This window comes from Chondromyces crocatus (genome assembly GCF_001189295.1).
Taxonomy (GTDB): Bacteria; Myxococcota_A; Polyangia; order Polyangiales; family Polyangiaceae; genus Chondromyces; species Chondromyces crocatus.
Map to the genome: position 1 here is coordinate 6,072,078 of NZ_CP012159.1, position 19,098 is coordinate 6,091,175.

General features: G+C 68.8%; 14 protein-coding genes. 6 read left to right on the top strand and 8 right to left on the bottom strand.

Translation table 11 applies throughout. From position 1 onward, the window contains the following. Positions 1 to 42 precede the first annotated feature (42 nt). A complete protein-coding gene (locus CMC5_RS22200; RefSeq protein ID WP_156338791.1) occupies positions 43 to 3,366 on the top strand; it encodes a Kelch repeat-containing protein in 3,324 nt (1,107 codons plus the stop codon). Positions 3,367 to 3,445: 79 nt separating this feature from the next. Here the strand turns inward: CMC5_RS22200 and CMC5_RS22205 are convergent, their stop codons facing one another. Both CMC5_RS22205 and CMC5_RS22210 read right to left on the bottom strand, forming a co-directional pair. Continuing rightward, a complete protein-coding gene (locus CMC5_RS22205) occupies positions 3,446 to 4,444 on the bottom strand; it encodes an acyl-CoA dehydrogenase family protein (protein ID WP_050432294.1) in 999 nt (332 codons plus the stop codon). Positions 4,445 to 4,505: 61 nt separating this feature from the next. Continuing rightward, on the bottom strand, positions 4,506 to 5,798 hold the full coding sequence (locus tag CMC5_RS22210; protein ID WP_063796330.1) for an adenylate/guanylate cyclase domain-containing protein: 1,293 nt from the start codon (positions 5,796 to 5,798) through the stop codon (positions 4,506 to 4,508). Between the two features lie 400 nt (positions 5,799 to 6,198). Here CMC5_RS22210 and CMC5_RS22215 point away from each other — a divergent pair, with 400 nt between their 5' ends. Both CMC5_RS22215 and CMC5_RS22220 read left to right on the top strand, forming a co-directional pair. Then, positions 6,199 to 6,975 carry a PP2C family protein-serine/threonine phosphatase gene (locus CMC5_RS22215; protein ID WP_050432295.1) on the top strand — a complete coding sequence of 259 codons (777 nt, stop codon included), beginning with the start codon at positions 6,199 to 6,201 and terminating at the stop codon, positions 6,973 to 6,975. Next, on the top strand, positions 6,972 to 7,370 hold the full coding sequence (locus CMC5_RS22220; protein ID WP_156338792.1) for a hypothetical protein: 399 nt from the start codon (positions 6,972 to 6,974) through the stop codon (positions 7,368 to 7,370). Before CMC5_RS22215 ends, CMC5_RS22220 begins: the two co-directional genes overlap by 4 nt. Here CMC5_RS22220 and CMC5_RS22225 read toward each other — a convergent pair. The 4 genes from CMC5_RS22225 to CMC5_RS44825 form a co-directional block, all read right to left on the bottom strand. Further along, positions 7,358 to 10,249, bottom strand: coding sequence for a DNRLRE domain-containing protein (locus CMC5_RS22225; RefSeq protein WP_050432297.1), 2,892 nt, complete (start codon positions 10,247 to 10,249; stop codon positions 7,358 to 7,360). The two genes, CMC5_RS22220 and CMC5_RS22225, sit on opposite strands and share 13 nt — an antisense overlap. Before the next feature lie 262 nt (positions 10,250 to 10,511). Further along, positions 10,512 to 11,249 (bottom strand): ABC transporter ATP-binding protein, encoded by a 738-nt coding sequence (locus tag CMC5_RS22230; RefSeq protein ID WP_050432298.1) that lies wholly within the window; start codon positions 11,247 to 11,249, stop codon positions 10,512 to 10,514. 75 nt (positions 11,250 to 11,324) lie between these two features. After that, positions 11,325 to 12,944: a serine/threonine-protein kinase gene (locus CMC5_RS22235; protein WP_156338793.1), complete on the bottom strand. Its 1,620-nt coding sequence runs from the start codon at positions 12,942 to 12,944 to the stop codon at positions 11,325 to 11,327. 118 nt (positions 12,945 to 13,062) lie between these two features. After that, positions 13,063 to 14,184 (bottom strand): CE1 family esterase, encoded by a 1,122-nt coding sequence (locus tag CMC5_RS44825; RefSeq protein WP_169796615.1) that lies wholly within the window; start codon positions 14,182 to 14,184, stop codon positions 13,063 to 13,065. On the opposite strand from CMC5_RS44825, the gene CMC5_RS22250 reads away from it, so the two are divergent. From CMC5_RS22250 to CMC5_RS22260, 3 genes are all read left to right on the top strand, one after another. Further along, positions 14,183 to 14,431: a hypothetical protein gene (locus tag CMC5_RS22250; RefSeq protein WP_050432302.1), complete on the top strand. Its 249-nt coding sequence runs from the start codon at positions 14,183 to 14,185 to the stop codon at positions 14,429 to 14,431. The genes CMC5_RS44825 and CMC5_RS22250 overlap by 2 nt on opposite strands. A 251-nt stretch (positions 14,432 to 14,682) precedes the next feature. Continuing rightward, the gene (locus CMC5_RS22255; protein WP_050432303.1) at positions 14,683 to 16,407 is read left to right on the top strand and encodes a serine/threonine protein kinase; all 1,725 of its coding nucleotides are present in this window, start codon (positions 14,683 to 14,685) and stop codon (positions 16,405 to 16,407) included. Continuing rightward, complete coding sequence (locus CMC5_RS22260) at positions 16,400 to 17,011, top strand: hypothetical protein (protein WP_050432304.1); 612 nt, start codon at positions 16,400 to 16,402, stop codon at positions 17,009 to 17,011. The genes CMC5_RS22255 and CMC5_RS22260 overlap by 8 nt, the downstream gene beginning before the upstream one ends. Positions 17,012 to 17,117: 106 nt before the next feature. On the opposite strand, the gene CMC5_RS22265 is transcribed toward CMC5_RS22260, so the two are convergent. Further along, positions 17,118 to 17,438 (bottom strand): PEGA domain-containing protein, encoded by a 321-nt coding sequence (locus tag CMC5_RS22265; RefSeq protein ID WP_156338795.1) that lies wholly within the window; start codon positions 17,436 to 17,438, stop codon positions 17,118 to 17,120. Positions 17,439 to 17,446: 8 nt separating this feature from the next. Then, positions 17,447 to 19,045: a glutamine-hydrolyzing GMP synthase gene (gene guaA, locus CMC5_RS22270; RefSeq protein ID WP_050436059.1), complete on the bottom strand. Its 1,599-nt coding sequence runs from the start codon at positions 19,043 to 19,045 to the stop codon at positions 17,447 to 17,449. Positions 19,046 to 19,098 lie beyond the last annotated feature (53 nt).

The following is a 19,098-nucleotide window of genomic DNA, read 5'->3' on the forward strand; positions in this document are numbered from 1 at the left end:
CGAGGCTCCCATCAGGGCCGCACATTGCCACGTGCGAGCGCGGTGTCCCGACTCCACGCGCTGCGGGCTGCGTTCTCCTCGGCTCTCGACGACATTCCGGGAGGGCACCTGAGCCGAACCTCGGCAGGGACCTACGTCGCGGGGGGTAGGGACAGGGCATCGGCAATCGTCGAGCTTCCAGCGGTCGCGGCGGGAGAGGCCGTGCTGACGGACGTCGACTCCGGCGTGGCCATTCGCTTTTCGCTCCAGGGGGCGCTGTCGACACCGATCTCCGTCGCGGAGGGGGGCTTCGCGCTCTACCAGGCGGCGCTCCCGGTCGACTCCGGCGTGGCACTCGACGTCGTGCATCGCGTTCACGCTGGCGGGACGGAGGATTTCGTGGTCCTCGAGCGGGCGCTGCCCCAGCGGGAGATCCGCTACCGGGTCGACGTCGCTCGTGTCGGTGGCCTGCGCCTCGTCGAGCGAACGCTGGAGTTCCTCGATGACCTGGGCACGCCGCGGCTCCGCGTGGCGCCCCCCGAACTCGTGGGGCGGGATGGCGCTCGTCATCCGGCGGGGCTCGCCCTGGAGGGCTGCGCCGCAGATACGGATCCGAGGGCGCCCTGGGGTCGCCCTGTGACGCCTCCTGGAGGCGCCTTCTGCACGGTGGTGGTGACCTGGGACGACGCGCGGGTGGCGTACCCTGCGCTGCTCGATCCGAGCTGGGTCTCGACGAAGAACAACATGGTCGTCGGTCGGACGCGCCATGCCATCGCGGAACTGGAGCCGGGGGCCGCCGCGAGCCGGGTGTTGCTGACGGGAGGTTTCAACGCTTCGGGGAATGCGGTCTCCTCCGCGGAGATCTACGAGCCACTCAGCCGGACCTTCGCGGCGACTGGCCCGATGGCGACGGCGCGTGGTGCCCATACGGCGACCTCCCTCGTGACGCTGCCCGTGTCTCTGCCGGCGGAGGCGAGGCCGGTCCTGGTCGCCGGCGGAGGCTCGTCGAGCAACCTCGGCTCGGCGACGCCGCTGGCATCGCTCGAGGTGTACAGCCCTGCGTCGGGCACGTTCATCACGGACGACGACGTGATGGCGCTGCCTCGCTTCAACCACACCGCGACGCTGCTCGATGGGGCGCGGGTGCTTCTCGCCGGTGGCATCTCGTCACCGCTGAACCAGCCGACGAACAGCGCCTACGTGTACCAGTTCACCAGCCTGAACGGCGTGAACCTGATCAGCACGCTCACGGCCACGGGAAACACGCTCGGCTCGTCACGCCACGCCCACGCCGCGGTCCGCCTCCTCACGGGCAATGTGCTGATCACGGGCGGCTTCGTCCTCTCCGGCACGGCGCTTCCTGCCGCGGAGATCTACCAGGCGCTGCCGCCGCCCGGTTCGTTCACGCCCGTCACGTCGATCGCGCCCTCCACGAATCAGATGACGTCGCTGCGGGGTCACCACACGGCGACGCTGCTCGCGACCGGCGAGGTGCTCATCGCAGGGGGGACCACCCAGGTCTCGGGGGGGCTCTACACGAACACCATCGACATCTACAACGATGGCGTTCAGAACCCGACCCGGCGCGGGTTCGAGTTCCAGCCGACCCCCATCGCGATGGGGGCCGCGCGCGCCAACCATACCGCGACGCTGTTGCCGACGGGCCAGGTGGTCATCGCAGGAGGTTTCAACGGCACCGCGAACATCACCAGCCAGTCGGCCACCGAGATCTTCAGTCCGACGGCAAGGGCGTTCTCGCCGCTCGGTGGCGCTGCGAGCTTCGGCCCTCGACGGGATCACGCCGCCATCCTCGTCAACGCGGGAGACAAGCTGACCGCGGGCCGATCCGTGCTGATCTCGGGGGGATCGGGGCCCGGGGTACCCGGTGGGCCGCTCAGCTCGGCGCAGCTGTTGATCAAGGCGCTCGGAGAGACGTGTGACATCGGACAGGAGTGCGCTTCAGGGCACTGCACGGACGGTGTGTGCTGCGATGAAGCTTGCAACCAGCAGTGCTACTCGTGCGCCGCGACGCTGAAGCAGGACAGCGCGGCCGCGAACAACGGCGTGTGCGGACCCACGCGGGCCGACACGCCCCTCCCCATCCAGTGCCTCAACGAGATCGAGGTCCACAACGAGTGCGATGGCAACGGGAACTCTCGCCAGGACGGGGCCACCCGTGACTGCAAGCCCGGCACCTGTGGGCCGAGCGGGGTCTGCATTCTCGGCTGTAACTCGGACGCTGACTGCTCACTCACCGGCTGGTGCGATCTCTCGACGCCCCCCGAGCCCGGAGGGACGGGTGGCATGGGGGGGCACGGTGGAGGCGCTCCCGGCGTCGGCGGGACAGGCGGGACCGGCGGGACGGGCGGAGGAGGGGGCGCAGGGGGAATGGGCGGCTCTGCGGGCGCTGGCGGGGCCGGCGGCGAGGCAGGGGCGGGAGGTGCTGCCGGCGCTGGAGGAAGCGGCGCGACCGGGGGCGGAGGGGCCGGTGCGGCAGGTGGCAGCGGAGGCGGTGGGGGCGCGCTGCCCGAATACATCGGGTCGTGCAAGCCTCGCTTCCCGGACAGCACCGTGTGCGAGCGCGGACGGCAGTGCGTCTCCGGCAACTGCGTCGACGGCTACTGCTGCAACATCCCTTGCGAGGGCCAGTGCCAGGCGTGTGACGTCATCAACAACATCGGCGTCTGCACCGCCGTGGGATCCCCGCAGCAACCCGAGGCGCCTCATCCGAACCTGCAGATGGGGGCCGCCCAGCGCGAGCCTTGCCCAGGGCTCGGAGACTGCGCGGGTCGCTGCATCGGCAACGCGGATGCGCTCTGCGTGTTCCCCGATGCAAACCAGATCTACAAGGCGCCGGAGTGCGGCTGCACCGACGACGAGTGCTCGACGCCGGCGATCCTCTCCCGCTTCTACTGCGATGGGGATGGGAGCTTCGTCACGCAGACCGAGCGTTGCGGCGGGGACGATCTCGGGTTCCGCTGCGCGGACGCCTCGGCGTGCAAGGCCTCGTGCACGACCGATGCGGACTGTGTCGTCGACTTCATCTGCGCGGATGGTGGGCGATGCATCGATCTCCGGACGAACGGGCCCTCGTGTGATGGTGAGTTCACGCTGCGCATCGCCGAGGCACCGGATCAGGATTGCTCGCCCTACCGATGTCCTGCAGGTGGCAATGCCTGTCCTGCGTCCTGCCAGTCGATCGCCGACTGCGTGGGCGGCAAGGCCTGCAATGCCGCGGGGGAGTGCGTCGACGCACCTGAAGCGCCAGAGCTGCTGAGTTGCTCCTGTCGCGCCGCTGGGGCGACATCGACCCGCGAGCCATGGTCGGTTGCGTTTGCTGGGCTGGCCTTCGCAGTGACGATGATGCGGAGGCGTCGCCGGGGATGAGTGGTCGTCGCGGGTGATGGGCAGGCGTCGTCGGTCTCGCAAAGGGATCTCGCCTGCTCGTGCGCGTCGGTTGTCGGCTTCACTCCTCGCGTAGCCGCTGCCACGCACGCACCCGCCTGGCCTCTCGCGCCTTTCCGGCGACCGCGAGCAGCGCGCGGTCGCGCACCCAGCGCGCTCGCTCGTCCTCCCCGACGCGCTCCCAGAGCAGCTCCGTCTCGTGCAGGAACACGTCGGCCATGCCGAGCAGCCCAGCCACGGCGAGGTGGGTCTCTGCCCTGTCGACAGGGCTCGCCGCGAGGGCCCTCACGGTGACCAGGAGGGCGCTCAGTTGCTCCAGCGTGGCGTCGGGCCACCGATACCTGCGGCCGACGCCGACGAGGTAGCCGAGGAGGGCTGCGTGGACGTGCAGGTCCTCCAGCGTCCTGAAGGGTTTCAGGTAGGCCTCGTAGCCATCGCCTGGGAGCACGTCGTCCTCACGCACGGACACCGACTGGAGGACGATTTCTGCGTGAGGGATCTCCGGGGCGAAGGGGGGCGGGGGCATGGGGGTGATGACGACACCAGAGGCTCTCGCAGCGACCCGCACCAGCCGGAGACGGTTCCTTCCGGTGTCGTCTGCACCCATCGAGGTGACCACGAGCAGCTCGTCGGCGTCGGTGGCCAGCGTGGACCAGCGCTTTCGACCGTCGATACGCAGCTCTCCGCTGGCGTCCCTGGAAAGGGTCGTCCGGATGGCGCGAGGGTGTGCTCCTCCCTCCTCGGTGGCGCAGAGCACCCGGATCTCCCTGCGTGGCACCTGGGCCGACGTGGGCTGCGGTCCCGCCGAAGGCGGCGTCTCTGTCCGTTTCGTGATCTGAGCAGCTGCGCGCCACAGCGCATCCAGCGCTGCGCCGTAGCCTGCGGCGAAGGCGTAACCGAGCCGGTCCGAGGCGAAGCCTCCGAGCACGGCGCGGTCGATTGAAACGTCGAACTCGGCTGTGCGCGCTGCATGCGCCGCAAGGAAGGTCTGGAGGGAGCCGAGTGCCGGGACGTCGAGGGCAGCAGCGTCGCCGAAAAGGTGATGGAGCAGGGGAATCATGCGTCTCCGGAGCCAGGACAGTCCGTGGGGAGAGAGCGTCGTGTGAGCGGGGCGGGGAGGATCATCCCGCCACGGGGGCAGGGGCGTCGAGCATGGACAGGGCCTCTGCGCGTGGATCTCCGAGATCGAGGGGCATGAACGTTCGAACCGGCGTGGACTTGCCCTTCACCGTCACCGGGGGCGTCTCCTTCCAGCCGAACCTCGACCGGCAGCGTGCTCGGGTCGACTCCGATACCAGCACGTCCGCGTCGTGGACCTTGGTCAGCCCCTCGATGCGCGAGGCGAGGTTCACCGCGTCGCCGATGGCCGTGTACTCCAGCCGCCGGGTGGGCGATCCGATGTCCCCGACCACCACCTCGCCGGTGTGGACGCCGATCCCGACCCGGAGCGGTGGCTCGCCGCGCGCCGCACGGTCCCGGTTGACGCCATCCAGTGCCCTCACCATGTCGAGCGCGCACCGCACCGCATGCTCGGGGTGATCGGCGTCGTCGAGCGGCGCACCGAAGTACGCCATCAGGCCGTCGCCGATGAATTTGTCGAGGGTACCGCCGTTCTTGAACACCGCGTCGACCATGTGGGTGTGGTACTCGTTGAGCATCGCGACGACCTGCACCGGATCGAGCTTCTCGCTGAGCGCCGTGAAGTCACGGATGTCCGAGAACAGCAGGGTGACCTGGCGGGTGGTGGGATGCGACGCGGCCTCTGCTTCCGAGACCCGAGCGGCGACGGTGGGGGAGAAGTAGCGGCCCAGGCGTGCCCGCTTCAACTCTTCACGGGCGACGCTGCCCACCAGGTGACGGATGCGGCGCAGCAGGTGCGACGCCGTCGCTGCCGCGATGCCCAGTACGATCACGGCCGCGATCTGCGCGCCGACCCGGATGTTCGCTTCTTGCTGCTGGACGACGACCGAGAGTGCGCCCGCCGTCGCCACGGCCACGCAGAGGCGTGTGTCGAGGTAGAGCGAGGAGAACAGGAGCAAGACGCAGTAGATGCCGAGCGAGAACGCCGCGACGCCACCCGGGGAAGGGGAGACGGGGAGCGACTGCAGCTGCGCCCAGTGGATGAGCGGCAGGTCCATGAAGGCGACGGCCCAACCGGACCAGCGCGCGCTCTCCGGTGAGCGCCGGGTGACCGCGACCAGGGCGACGCTGAGGGCCGCGTGGAACGCGAAGACCTGAGCGTAAGGTCGCCAGTCCTCGAGGCCGCCGCCGAAGGTGAGCCCCAGGGCCAGGGCGAGGGCAAGGCTGGAACCGGCGGCCCGGAACTGGACCACACGCCGGGCGTTGTGGATGCGCTCGACGTCGACCGCCTTCTCCGCAGCGGAACCGCTGGTGTCGTGGGATGAAGCACGCATCCGAGGCCCCCAGGGGCAATCCTGCGTTAGATCGCTGGAGAGGGCCAACGAAGCGCGCAACCCGGGAGCGACCGTGACGCGTCACGTGGAGGGCTTCTCGACGTCGCGTCGTTTTCCATCAGGTTACCGCCTTCCAGCGGACCATTCCTGAACTACTTCTGTAGGTGGATCGGCGCGATTGCCCCGGTCTTCTGGTGGCTTCGGACTCCCCGGGAGCAGGACATGCACTTGTGTCCTCTCGAGGCACGGAATCATTGTGACTTCCCGGGGAGCAACGTGCCGAGAAGGTGCCGAGCGGCCCACCTCGGGAGGCGGGCGAGTCCTCGGGTTTTACACCCGTGTCGTACCCGTGGCAGAATCGCCCCCGAAACCACATGACCCGACCAACAACGAGGTACGCATGACCCGGCCCCTCCGTATCGAGGCCGCCGGAGCAACGGACGTAGGACGCCAGCGAGAACACAACGAGGACAGCTTCGTCGTGGATCTCGAACTCGGACTGTTCATCGTCGCCGATGGCATCGGTGGCGCTGCGAGCGGGGAGGTCGCCTCGCGGATGGCTGTCGAGGTGGTGCGGAGCTGCTGCGCAGAGGAGCGGGATCTGGAGATCACGCAGCCGTCGGACCTCGACGACACGCAGAGCCCGGTCGAGTTGCGCCTGCTCTCGTGCCTCTGGCAGGCCAACAAGCAAATCTTCGACACAGGCATGCGCGACCCGAGGCACCGCGGGATGGCCACCACCTTCGCTGGCATGCATGTGGCCGATGGCGTCGCGTACATCGCCCACGTGGGGGACAGCCGCGTTTATCGCTTCCGCGGAGGGCAGATCACCCGGTTGACCGAGGACCACTCGCTGCACAACGAGTTCGCGCGGCGGGGTGAGGTGCTGCCCGAGGGGATCGATCCCTTCATTGCTCGCAGCGTGGTGACGCGCGCCCTGGGCATGGAGCGGCACGTCGAGGTCGAGACGCGGACGGAGCGGCCCGAAGCGGGAGACGTGTTCCTGGTGTGCTCCGACGGCCTGACGGGCCCGGTCCCCGACGAAGATCTCGTGGACGTGCTCGCGGCAGCGCCGGACATGGCGTCGGCCATCGATCTGCTGATCGATCTCGCGAACCAGCGGGGAGGTCCGGACAACGTGACCTGCGTGGCGGTTCGCTTCCACGGCGACCCGTGAGCGTGTACCTGCGCACCGAGGGCCGCGCACTGCGCCGGCTGCGTGCCTCGCTTGCGAGCCTCGCAGCAGGACTCGCGGCCCTCGCGCTGGTGCTGTCTCCGGCTCCAGCGGACGGCGCTGGCGGTGCGGGAGGGGTAGGCGGCGCGGGAGGGGTGGGCGGTGAGGGCGGTGAGGCTGGCCATGCCGGCGCAGGGGCGCCCCCAGGTGACGGCGATGAGGGCGGGGATGCCGGAGAAGGGGGCGACGACCGCGCGATCCTCGATCCTTCGGCCCGTGACGCTTGTAGCTGTGGGGTGAGCGCGGTCCCGTCGTCGTCCCGGCTGGTCCTGCTCACGGTGGCCGGCGCGCTGTGGGCACGCCGGCTCACCGGGCGAAGACATCGTCAGGGCACGTAGCAGAGCTCGAGCCGCGGGAGCCGGCCAGGGTTGCCGACGGTCTCGCTGCTGTAGAACGAGGTGCGGTCCGACGAGGCGGGCTCCGAGAGCGCGAAGCCATCGTTGGGGAAGAGGCCGTCCACCCAGTCCTGGACCAGCGGGCTCACGTCGACGGCACGGTCACCCGTTCCGGTCGCGGCCAGGAACGTCCCGATGGGGGTCGTATCCCAGGCCCTGTTCATGCTGTTCCACGTCACCGACGACTCCATCCACGGGACCAGCACCTCATGGACGCGCATCGTGGTCGGCGTGTTGCGCCACCCCTGCGTCAGCTTGAGAACCGCGGAGCAGACGGGAGCGCCGCGTCGGACGAACGCGAGATCGAACCAGAGCAGGGAGATGCGATCGCCGCCCTGGCTCGCCATGCCCGTGTAGATCGAAGCGCTCGCGCCGTCGTTGTAGCCGGGCGAGGACTGCCAGAGCGTCGCGTCGCGCACGGTCCCGAAGGTGCCTCGCTTGATCACGAGGCAGGTCGGGATGGACTCCAGGCAGGGATCGCTGCCACCTCCTCCCGAGGAAGACGACGAGGTCGAGGACGAGCTGGAGGTGACGCTGGTGGAGCTGGCCACCGTCGAGCTGGCGACGCTGGTGGAGCTGGCCACCGTCGAGCTGGCGCTGGTGGAGCTGGCGACGCTGGTGGAGCTGGCGCTGGTGGAGCTGGCGCTGGTGGAGCTCGTCACGCTCGTCGTGCTGGCCACCGTCGAGCTGACGTTGCTCGCACCCCCGCCACCTCCAGCGCCGCCGCCCCCTGTCCCGGTGCCTGGGCTCCCGCTGGAGGCGCTCATGGTGAGCGAGAGTTCGAAGTCGAACGAGAGATCGTCCGACGATCCCGACACCTGCTTCACCATGACCGTGATCACGTTGGTGCCCACGCGGAACGGGTTCGACGCGAGGGAGATGTTGCTCGTGCTGAGTTCGTTGTCCGGGCCTCCGGAGATGGCGTAGGCGGCGTAGCTCGTGTTGTTGACGTACTTCGAGAACACCTGCACGCCGTTGATCCAGACGACCACGCCATCGTCGTGGATGACCTTCAGGGTCGCCAGGTCGACGGCGCCATCCAGCTGGATGAGCTTCCGGAAGTAGGCAGAGGGGTACGATGGCGTCGCGCGGTACAGCACCGTCTCTTCGTCGCCATCGCCATAACCCAGCTCGGCGTAGCCCGCTTTCCAGGAGGAGTCGTCGAAGGAGGCACTCAGCCAGGCCGTCCCGTGATCGATGCCCCGGTCGTCGTACGTCCAGTAATCCCCGAACGAGATCGGCACATTGACCGGCGGCTGCAAGGTGAAGCCGGTGTTGCTCTCGTCGAACACCGTGCCATTGGACGCGTCGGAGACCCTCACCAGCGCGCGGCTCGTGTTCACGACGGGCGGCGTCCACACGTACTGGCCGGTGTTGCTCACGTTCTGCGCGATCCACGTCCAGTTGGCGCCGTCGTCGATCGAGTACGCCAGGTTCACCGAAGGGATGTTCCCGGCGCTGGACCAGCGGATGGTGTAAGGGACGCCGTGGCCCACCTTGTCGCCGCCCTCCGGCGCGGCGAGGACGAAGCCTGAACCCTTGAGGATCGTGAACCGATCGCTCACCCGATCGTCGAGTCGCACATTGGTCAGGCTGAGCCGGTTGCCTTGTACGTCGAGCACGCAGGAGCCGGTGATCGGGTCGGACTTGTACATCAAGGGGTGGTTCCCCAGCGAGCCGACGTACCCGCCGTGCCCCGCGACGACGTACACCGCGCCCTCGTTCGCGACCTGACCCGTCGACTTGAAGTAGGGGCCATTCCCCAGCGGGCGACCATCGCCATGATCGACGATGTGTCCTGCGGCGACGGTCGGTGTCTCGTACGCGCCGTCGATCAGGTAGGAGCGCTCGTAGACGTGCGAGTGTCCTGCGAGCACCAGGTCGACGCCCCGCTCCTCCAGCAGGTGCATGACGTTCTCGCGCATCTCCGTCATGATCGAGTCGTTGTCGGAGTTGTACGTACCCCTCGTGTGAGCCGGGTAGTGCGAGTAGGCGACGATCCAGTCCTGGTCCGTGGAAGCCAGATCCAGCTGCAGCCAGTTGAGCATCGCGCTCCCGTGGTTGCGGGGGACGTCGTACGCGTTGAGCACCACGAAGTGGACGTTGGCGTAGTCGTACGAGTAGTACGCCTCGGTGCCTGAAGGGACGCCCCCTGCCTGACCAGCGGCCGGGAGGACGAACGCCGTGTAGTAGGGCCCGCTCTGGGATGCCGAGGAGGAGCTGAGGCCCTCGTGGTTGCCGAAGGTCGGCCAGGTGATGGTGTTGCGCAGCGTGGCCTGGAGGACCCCGAAGAAGTTGTTCGTGAACTCCGTGGCGGTGCCGCTGTTGTACGCCATGTCCCCCATGTGGAGGAGGAGCTGAGGCCTGTACGTGCCGAAGTGGCGCGTCATGGCGTCGCGCATGTTCCAGACCGGCTGGATGTTGTACCCGGAGTCGCCGATGACCCAGGCGCGGAACTTCTTCTCCGTGCCCGCCACGGGCGACGTCTCGAAGTAGTGCTCGTTGTCCCCCCCGGCGAGCGTGGTCGTGGTGGTCCCGACGCTGTAGTAGTAGCGCGTGTCCGGCTCCAGGTTCTGCACCGTCACTTCGTGTTGCGTCACGGAGGCCGGGAGCGTGATCGACTCGGTGAGGTTCTGCGGGCTCCTGCCGTAGCGGATCCTTGTGTTGGATGCGGTGTCGGTCGTCCACACGACGGTGACTGCACTCGGCGTCCCGAGCTGCAGGTAAGGTCGCCGTACCAGCGACTGCGCCGACGCGGGCGCAGCGGCCGCCGCGATGGCCAGCAGAGGGCCGATGAGGAACAGCGAGCGGAGAGGCTTCATGAACTGGGCGCTCCTCTGGTTTCGAAGCGGTGTGCGCTGCACTTCACCTACCGCGACCGGGGGACTGTCGCGGTCCAGGCGGCGCGCAGGACACACCGCAGCATAACCAGGCAGTATGCCAGGCATCGATGGCGTCCGTGTGACGCGATCGTTCATTCACTTGCGGTTTTCGAGGCGTTCTGACGAGCGCGGGCGTTCGCTGGTGGGCAAACCATCAGCCGCCTGGAGCGGTCGACGCCGGAGCGTTCCGCGTGTGCAGGGGTCAGAGCGGGCCTTCGGTCAAGCCGTGAACGAACTGACGCACATGGGGATCGACGCTCGCCTTGGCCTCTTCGGTGGTCCCGTCGAAAAGGAGACGTCCCCGATACAGCATGCCCACCCTGTCGGTGACTGTCAGGAGCCTGTCCAGGTCGCTGGAGACCATGACGACCGTGGCATTCGCTGCGCGCTGCTCTTTCCGGAGCAGATCGAAGATGCGCTGCGAGGTGACCGGATCGAGCCCCGCCGCTGGCTCGTCATAGAGGACGATTTCACCGCGGGTGATGGTGGCCCGTGCGACACCGACCCGCTTCTTCTGGCCTCCCGAGAGGCCGGCAGGGAAGCGATCCTCGAAGCCGGGCAAGGACACCACCTTGAGCCGATCCAGAACACGCGCTGCGACCTCGTCTTCGGGCACCTCGCCGAGGCGGCGTAGAGGAAAGGCGATGTTGTCGCCCACGGTCATGTAGTCGAACAGGGCGTTGTTCTGGAACAGCATGCCGAACTTCAGCCGGAACTTCTGCAGCTCCAGCTCGCTTTGCGCATGAACATCCGTGCCATCGACGACGACCCGGCCGTGATCGGGCCGCAACAGGCCGGTGATCATCTTGAGCAGCACGCTCTTGCCCGAGGCCCCGGGCCCGATGAGACCGTAGAGGCATCCGCGGGGCACGTGGAGATCGACGCCGCGGAGCACGGCCATGCCCCCGAAGTTCTTGGTGAGTCCTTCGATGCGGATCATCGGCTCGGCTGACATCGTGGACGACCCAGGGCTCGCGTATGCCGCCGAGCTGGAGGGGCAGGGGAGAGAGAGGCCTCAGTTCGCGGCGAAGGTGGTGCGTGTCACGTCGAGGCGCGGGTGCGACGGGAAACTGAGCCCACGGATCTGGCCCGAGACGCAGGACGAGATCCCCGGGTTCGACGGGCTGGTCGAGACGCTGACGCCGACCGCCCGACCATTCTGCACTGCCGCGCAGATGTTCACCGTCATGTTCGACGGCACGCCGCAGGCGTTGAGGTAGCTTCCCTTGTTCAGGACTGCACCGAAGGCGCCCGCGGTGAGGTCTGCGGGCGTGCCGCTGCCGCCGATCTTGTACTCCTCGACGTACCTCGCCTGCGCGGCCTCGCAGCTCATGCCGCCGCCCAGCACCGGGTAGTTCCCGCCGCCGGCCGGGCGCGGACCGCCTGCGCCGGGAGCGCCGCCGCCTTGCTTGGGGCCCGAGAGGCCGCTCTTCACGTCGACCTCGATGGTCCCGCTGCGGTCCTGAACGGCGAGTTCCGCTTGCTTGTTCGCCCGCTTCCGCAGCCAGAAGCCACCACCGGCAGCCAGGATGACGCCCATCAGCGCGATGCCGATGAGGGCCTTGTACTGCATGCCCTGGCGCTCCTTCTGAACGACCTCGTCCAGCGCCTTCTTCTCCTGGACGATGTCCCGGTTCAGCTTGGCCTGCTCGGCGAACGGGGCGAACTCCTCCCAGTCCTGGATCGCTCGCTCCTCGCGCAGGAAGCTGTCGCGCAGCACGTCCGTGCCCAGGAACTGACCCGAGGCGATCTGCTGGAGCAGCTCCACGGCGGAGAACGGACCGTGATCCATGCCCGCCTTCACCACCACGTAGCGAGGTCGAGGATCGGACTCGAGGTTCCCCTTGAGATCCGCCAGTTTCTGGGTGGGATCGTTCGCGTTCCGCACCGCCTGCGGGGCGGTGGGGATGGCCACGGCGAAGGGACCGTCGCCGCTCACCGCCTGGAACCGAGGCATCGCCGGAGCTGCGGGGATCGCCGGTGCCACCGCGCCACCCTGGGGGGCGACGGAAGGCGGGATCATCGACATCGACACGTTCACCTCGATGCCGTCCTCGTCGAGGAGCACATCGCTCGCCATCGGAGGCCGCATGGAAGCGGCGGGTGCCACGTTGTGGAGGGCCTGTGCCAGTGCGCCGAGATCGGCCGGGCGAAGCTTGGGATCGGCGACCAGCGCCTTCCCCAGCACCCCCTCGAGCGCCGCCGGCAGATCGGGGATGACCTCGGCGGGGCGCCGCATCCCAGGGCCCACGCTGGCGCCGGTGAGGAGCTCGTACAGGATGGCGCCCACCGCGAACACGCTCCCGCGCGCGTCTCCTGGTGTGCCCTGGCGCTCCTCCGGGGCGAGGCAGGCGCGGTCGCGCGGCAGGGACGGCGCCACCCCGGCGAGGTGCTCGATCACCTGAAGCCCACGCTCCGGTGCGTACCCCAGCGAGGAGGGGTTGACGAAGAGCCTCGCCCCTTGCGCGTGCAGATCCGCGAGCCGCGTGCACAGCGGAACGATGAGACGGAGCGCCTCGCGGATGTCGAAGCCACGTCCGGACGCGCGGCGAGCATCCATCTCGGCGCGCAGCGTCCCGGGGATGAGTGCTGTCCCGACCGGGAGAGGGGTGAGGAGGGCCTGAGCCTGGTTCATCGGGCCGAGCACGTTACGACGAAGGCCATTCTGGCTCAATGGCCGGTCTCGACGCCGGCGCGCTTCCACCGGGTGCACACGAGTCCTGAGGGGGAGAGGCCGGTGGGGGCCGCCTCGATCAGCGCTGTACGGCGAGGGCGTGGCTCGCGAAGAAGCGCAGGATGTCTTGCTCGCGTCCCTTGGGCCAGCGGTTATGGTGGATCATTCCTTTCTGCTCGGAGCATCGCTTCCGCAGCGCGCAGTGCGGCTCCTCCTTTCGATCCTCTCCCAGCCGCAGCGCCGGGGTCTCGGCGCTCTGCGACTCCCTCGTCCGGATCCAGCGCTCCACGGACTCGCAGGGAACGGCCGTATCGCACGCCCGGTAGAGGACCATCGCGGGGGGCGGTGGACCCGGACAGGCCCAGGTGGCGGGGGGGGCGTCGGCCGCGAACGTGGCGAAGGCGGCCACGCGATCGGCGCGCATCATCGCGTAGGTCGCTGCCATGTGACCTCCAGCGGACATCCCCAGCGTGTAGACACGGCGCGGATCGATGAGGCCACGCGCGCTGATCTGCTCCAGGAAGTGATCCACCACGGCCAGATCGACGTTGTCGGGCCCCAGGGCTCCCGTGTCGAAGTGCGAGCCCGTCTTGCTTTTGAGGGCGCGCCCCTGAGGGGCGATCACGATGAACCCGGTGTGGGCAGGATCTCCCGTGAGGTTGGTCTGGGAGGCGAGCTTGCGGAGACCCGTGCGCTTGTCGAACCCGGTCGGGTTGTCGTCCTCGGCGTGAAAGAAGAGGACCACGGGCAAGGGCTTGCGCGTCTCCACGCCGGGCGGCGTAAAGATACAGGCATACCGCGGTGAGCCCTCCGCGTCCTGATGCTCCAGGATCTGCGCGCCACGGCAGGGAGGCCGCCCCAGGGTGCGACGCAGCTCCCGTTGAGGCTCCCCCTCCGGGGCGACGCAGCTCCCTTCGGGTGGGGTGCGGACGACGGCAGGCGCTCGCGCCCCAGCATCAGGGCCACCCGAGCGGGATGCCGTCCGGCCCGCGTCCGCTTCCGTCCGACCCCCGGCGACCGAGGCGTCGGGTTGTTGCCCTGGGCCCCCGTCCCGACCGAAGACACCCAGCAGCTCGTCTCCCTCGATCTCCGATGACGGGGGCGAGCAGGATTGTGGTGCGCACGCCGCCACCCCGGCGAGCAGAGCCGCAAAACGTAGCTTGCGGGCACCGAGGGCATGGTTAGTCTTGCGCTGTTCCATGGGATCGTTCGAAATCACCATCGGCGCAGCCATCCTCGTGATGGTCGCATTCCAGGTCTACCTCACGGTGCGCGTCTTCCGCAGCGGCATGTACGAGCGGAAGCAGAAGGTCTGGCAAGCGCAGCTGATCTGGCTGGTCCCGATCATCGGCGCTGGGCTCGTCTTTACCATCCTCCAGGAGGACGAGCGCTCCGAGAAGGAAGCGCGGCGTCTGGAGCGAGACGCTTCCGACTACACCAACAGCTAGCCGCGCGCCGAGACCGACACGAGCGGCAGGAAAGCCTCCTGCCTCGTTCCCTTCACACTGCGCATCCAGCGTCGCACCTGGCCGAGGAACGGCGAGTTCACCTCGTCTGCACCCGGGGGCTCTCTACACCATCGTAGTGCCTCGCCTGACGACGCGACCGCGTGGTGACCATCATCGCGTGTTCGTGGTCACCAACTCGTCGGTTGGTCTTCCGATTTGCCTGTGCTCTGCGCTATTGCAGGTCTGCTGGCATGGCAGACGACGTCTTCGGCATCGTCGGAACCACGCAGGCGGGCAACTTCCATATCGAGAAGGTGGTCGCTGAAGGGGGTTTTGGCGTCGTGTACCGTGCACTGCACGGCGGGTTTCGCGCGCCTGTCGCGCTGAAGTGTCTCAAGGTCTCCGAGGCGCGCACGGCGAAGGAGCGGAACCTCTTCCTGGAGAAATTCCGGGACGAGGCGCAGCTCCTCTTCCGCCTCTCGGCCTCCATCCCCGAGGTGGTGCGGCCCCTCCACATCGACGTGCTTCACCTGAAGAACGGGCAGTTCGTGCCGTTCCTCGCGATGGAGTGGCTCGAGGGAGAGGCGCTCGACAGGGCGATCGATCGGCGCCGCCTGCAAGGCGAGCCACCCATGGCGCTCCAGAAGGTGATGAAGCTGTTCAAGCCCATCGCCCACGCCATCGCCCGAGCCCACCGCTTCACGGCACCGGACGGCACGATCATCTCCGTCATCCACCGTGATCTCAAGCCGGAGAACATCTTCATCATCACCCAGGAGGGCGTGGAACGCGCGCGCATCCTGGACTTCGGCATCGCGCAGGCGCGCAACCTCGCCGAGCAAGCGGTGGGCAAGGTCACCGGCACCGACCAGCTCAACGCATTCTCTCCCGCGTACGCCGCGCCCGAACAGTGGGTCCCCAAGCGCTATGGTCAAGCTGGGCCCTGGACCGACGTCTGGGGTCTCGCCATCACCATGGCCGAGACGTTGGTCGGCCATCAGATCATCGAAGGCGAGACCCAGGCGATGATGGGCACGGCCCTCGATCCGGCGCGCAGGCCCACGCCTCGATCCGAAGGCTGCAACCTCTCGGCCGAGGTCGACGCCGTCTTCGAGCGCGCGCTCGCCGTCAACCCGCGGGATCGAACCAAGGACGTCGAGACCTTCTGGACCGAGCTGGAGCAGGCGCTCGGCTTCTCCCCGTCCTTCGGCGCGCGCCCATCGGATGACTACAGCCCCGCGTCGGTCCCCCCGGCCTCGGCCCCGGCCTCGGCGCGACCGCAGATCAAGCAGCGCACCGACGTCTGGCTGGAGATGCCCGACGAGCCCATCGGCCTCGAGCTGGACGTCGAGCCCGCTTCGCTGCGCGCCCGCGCACCCCTCAGCCATCGGCCCCCCGCGCCCGAGTTCGATCTTCCTGGCGCCGAGCTGGAGCTGCCGCAGAGCGACCCCGCCCCGAGGAGCTACCGCGTCGACGCGGCGGGCGCCTCCCTCGGCTCGCGCAGCCGCGAGCTGAGCACCCCGCCCCCCCTCGACGCCGAGCTCGACCTCGGGCCGCGCTCACGCAGGCCTTCGCTGCCGCCGCCCCCGTCGAGTCGCGCCTCGATCCCGCCCCCTTCCACCCGGCAGGGAGCCCCCTCCATCCCTCCAGGCGCGCTCCCTTCCGCCTCCGGCACCGGGGGCGCCCCGCTGGTCCCCTCGGCGAGCGCGCTCCGCCCGCCCCGAGCGCCGGTCATCCCCCAGCGCCCGCCGCCGCCGGAAGCGCCGCCCGCTCCGAGCCAGCTCCGCCGGGTCGGGGTCGGCGTCGCGTGCATCGTTCTCGCCACCGTGCTGCTCGGGATCGATCTCGTGATGCGTATCTCTGGCGACGGCCTCATGATCGGCCCGATGCGCAGCTTCTGGGTGGCCGGCGTGCTCTTCGTGGTGGGCGCAGGCATCTTCTTCTGGCGCTTGCTCGGAGATCAGGGCGATGGCTGACGTCGCCACCACCGAGACGCCCGAGCAGCGGGCCGATCAGAGCGTCGCCACGCGCTTCACCCGGCCCATGAACGCGGCCACCTCGCCCCTCGGGGTGCTGACCGATCCCCCCTTCATCGCCATCGGCACGGGCCTCGGCATCTGTGTCCTGCTCGGCGTCATCAGCTCGGGCGTGCGGGGCGTGGTGATCCCGGTCCTCATCGTCCTCTCGCTCCTTCCCATCGTCTGCGCCGTGGTGGTCAGCGTGATCCTCGCTGGAGCGCGACGCAGCGTCGTCTCCTGGCTCGCCCGCCAGCCGTTCCCGGTCGAGAACATGAACGCCGTGCTGAACGGCCTCGGCGACGAACTCGAGGTGACCTTCGCCGACACGATCCCCACCGCGGAGGCGCTGAACCTCGAGCTGGACAAGGTCCACCCCGACTCGTTCGTCACCGGCACCGTCGAGGAGACGCGCACCATCGAGATCCGCATCGGCGTGGTCGACTCGAAGCGCAACCCCTCGGCCTCGAACCACCAGCGCTACCAGCGCGTCATCGCGCTCGTGGAGCAGGTGCTCGTGCCGACCGCCGAGCGCCACCCGATCCGCTCGGTCCGCGTTCGCTGAGAGAGGCACGACGGCGAGACGCGTCGGGCGAACCTGAGCGACCCCGGCGCACCACTGCGCTCCTGGCGAACATCGCGCGCCGGGAGCGCAGACGCCGCGTGCTGCTTCAATCCGGGATCTGCCGCAGCTCCACGGTGAGCACGATCGGCCCGGCCCCGCTCTCCGCCGTCACCAGCCGATCCCACGGGAAGTACCCCGGCTTCTCCACCGTCACCCGGTGCTGACCCGGTGGCAACGCGACCCCGCGCTTCGCCACGAACCCGAGCGCCCCCAGGTACTGATCATCCACCGTCACCGACGCGTCCTGCTGCGCACCTTGCATCCGCAGCGACACCGTGTCCGGCGTGTGTGCCATGCACCCCGTGACGCCCGGCAGCAGCAGCGCTGCCACCACCCCGAAGGCGTGCCCTCTTCTCGTCCTCACCATCGACCCCATCACTCCCACTCGATCGTCGACGGCGGCTTCGACGACACATCGAGCACCACCCGGTTCACCCCGCGCACCTCGTTGATGATCCGCGCGCTGGCTCGCCCCACCAGATCGTACGGCAGCCGCGCCCAGTCCGCGGTCATCCCATCGGTCGAGTGCACCGCCCGCAGCACGATCACCTCGTCGTACGTCCGCTCGTCGCCCATCACCCCCACCGTCCGCACCGGCAGCAGCACACAGAAGCTCTGCCACAGCTCCTCGTAGAGCCCCGCCGCGCGCACCTCTTCCTCGAAGATCGCGTCCGCCTCCCGCAGCACCCGGAGCTTCTCCACCGACACCGCCCCGATGCAGCGCACCGCCATCCCTGGCCCCGGGAACGGCTGCCGGTACAGCACCTCGCGCGGCATCTTCAGCGCCTCACCTGCCGCGCGCACCTCGTCCTTGAACAGCTCGCGCAGCGGCTCCACGAGCCCGAGCTGCATCCGCTCCGGCAGCCCCCCCACGTTGTGGTGGCTCTTGATCACCGCGCTGGGCCCCTTGAAGGACACGCTCTCGATCACGTCCGGGTACAGCGTCCCCTGCACCAGCCACTTCACGCCCGGGATCTTCCGCGCCTCCTCCTCGAACACCTCGATGAACACCCGCCCGATGATCTTCCGCTTCTGCTCGGGATCGCTCACGCCGGCGAGCGCATCGAGGAAACGATCGGCCGCCTTCACGTGGATCAGGTTCAGGTGGAAGTGCTGCCGGAACATCCGCTCCACGGCGTCGCCCTCCCCCTCGCGGAGCAGCCCGTTGTCGACGAAGATGCACGTCAGCCGATCGCCCAGCGCCTCGTGGCAGAGCACCGCCGCCACCGACGAGTCCACCCCGCCGGACAGCCCCAGGATCACCCGATCCTCCGGCCCCACCTTCTCCCGCACCGCCGTCACCGCCTGCTCCACGATCGACGCTGGCGTCCAGATCGCGTGCAGCCCTGCCACATCGAACAGAAAGGCCTCGAGGATCTCCTTGCCGAACTTCGTGTGCACCACTTCGGGGTGGAACTGCAGCCCGTAGACCTTGGTCTCCTCGTTCCCGATGGCGCAGAACGCACAGTCCGGACTCGACCCCAGCGCCGTGAACCCCGGCGGGAGCGCGACGAGCTGATCCCCGTGGCTCATCCACACGCCGAGCGTGTCCCCCTCCGCGAGCCGCGCGAAGACGCCGACCGGCTTCGTCACGTGGACCGTCGCCGGCCCGTACTCGCCGCCCTCCGCGCGCTCCACCTTGCCGCCGAGCAGGTGCGCCATGAACTGCAGCCCGTAGCAGATCCCCAGCGTCGGCAGCCCCAGCTCCAGCACCTCGCGTGACGCATGGGGCGCCCCGGCCCCGTACACGCTCGCTGGCCCCCCGCTCAAGATCAGCGCACTGGGCGCGACCTCGCGGAGCTGCTCGATCGACACGTCGTAGCGGAAGATCTCGCAGTAGACCCCTGCCTCCCGCACCCGCCGGGCGATGAGCTGCGTGTACTGGGAACCGAAATCGAGGATGGCCACCATCTCCCGGTGATGGCTCGCGTCGGCGCGGCTCTCTGCGCGCGGATCCTGAGGGGCGCTGGGCATGCGTGCCGCTACCACGACCATCCGGGCCGCGCTAGGGGCGCTCGTTGATGCGG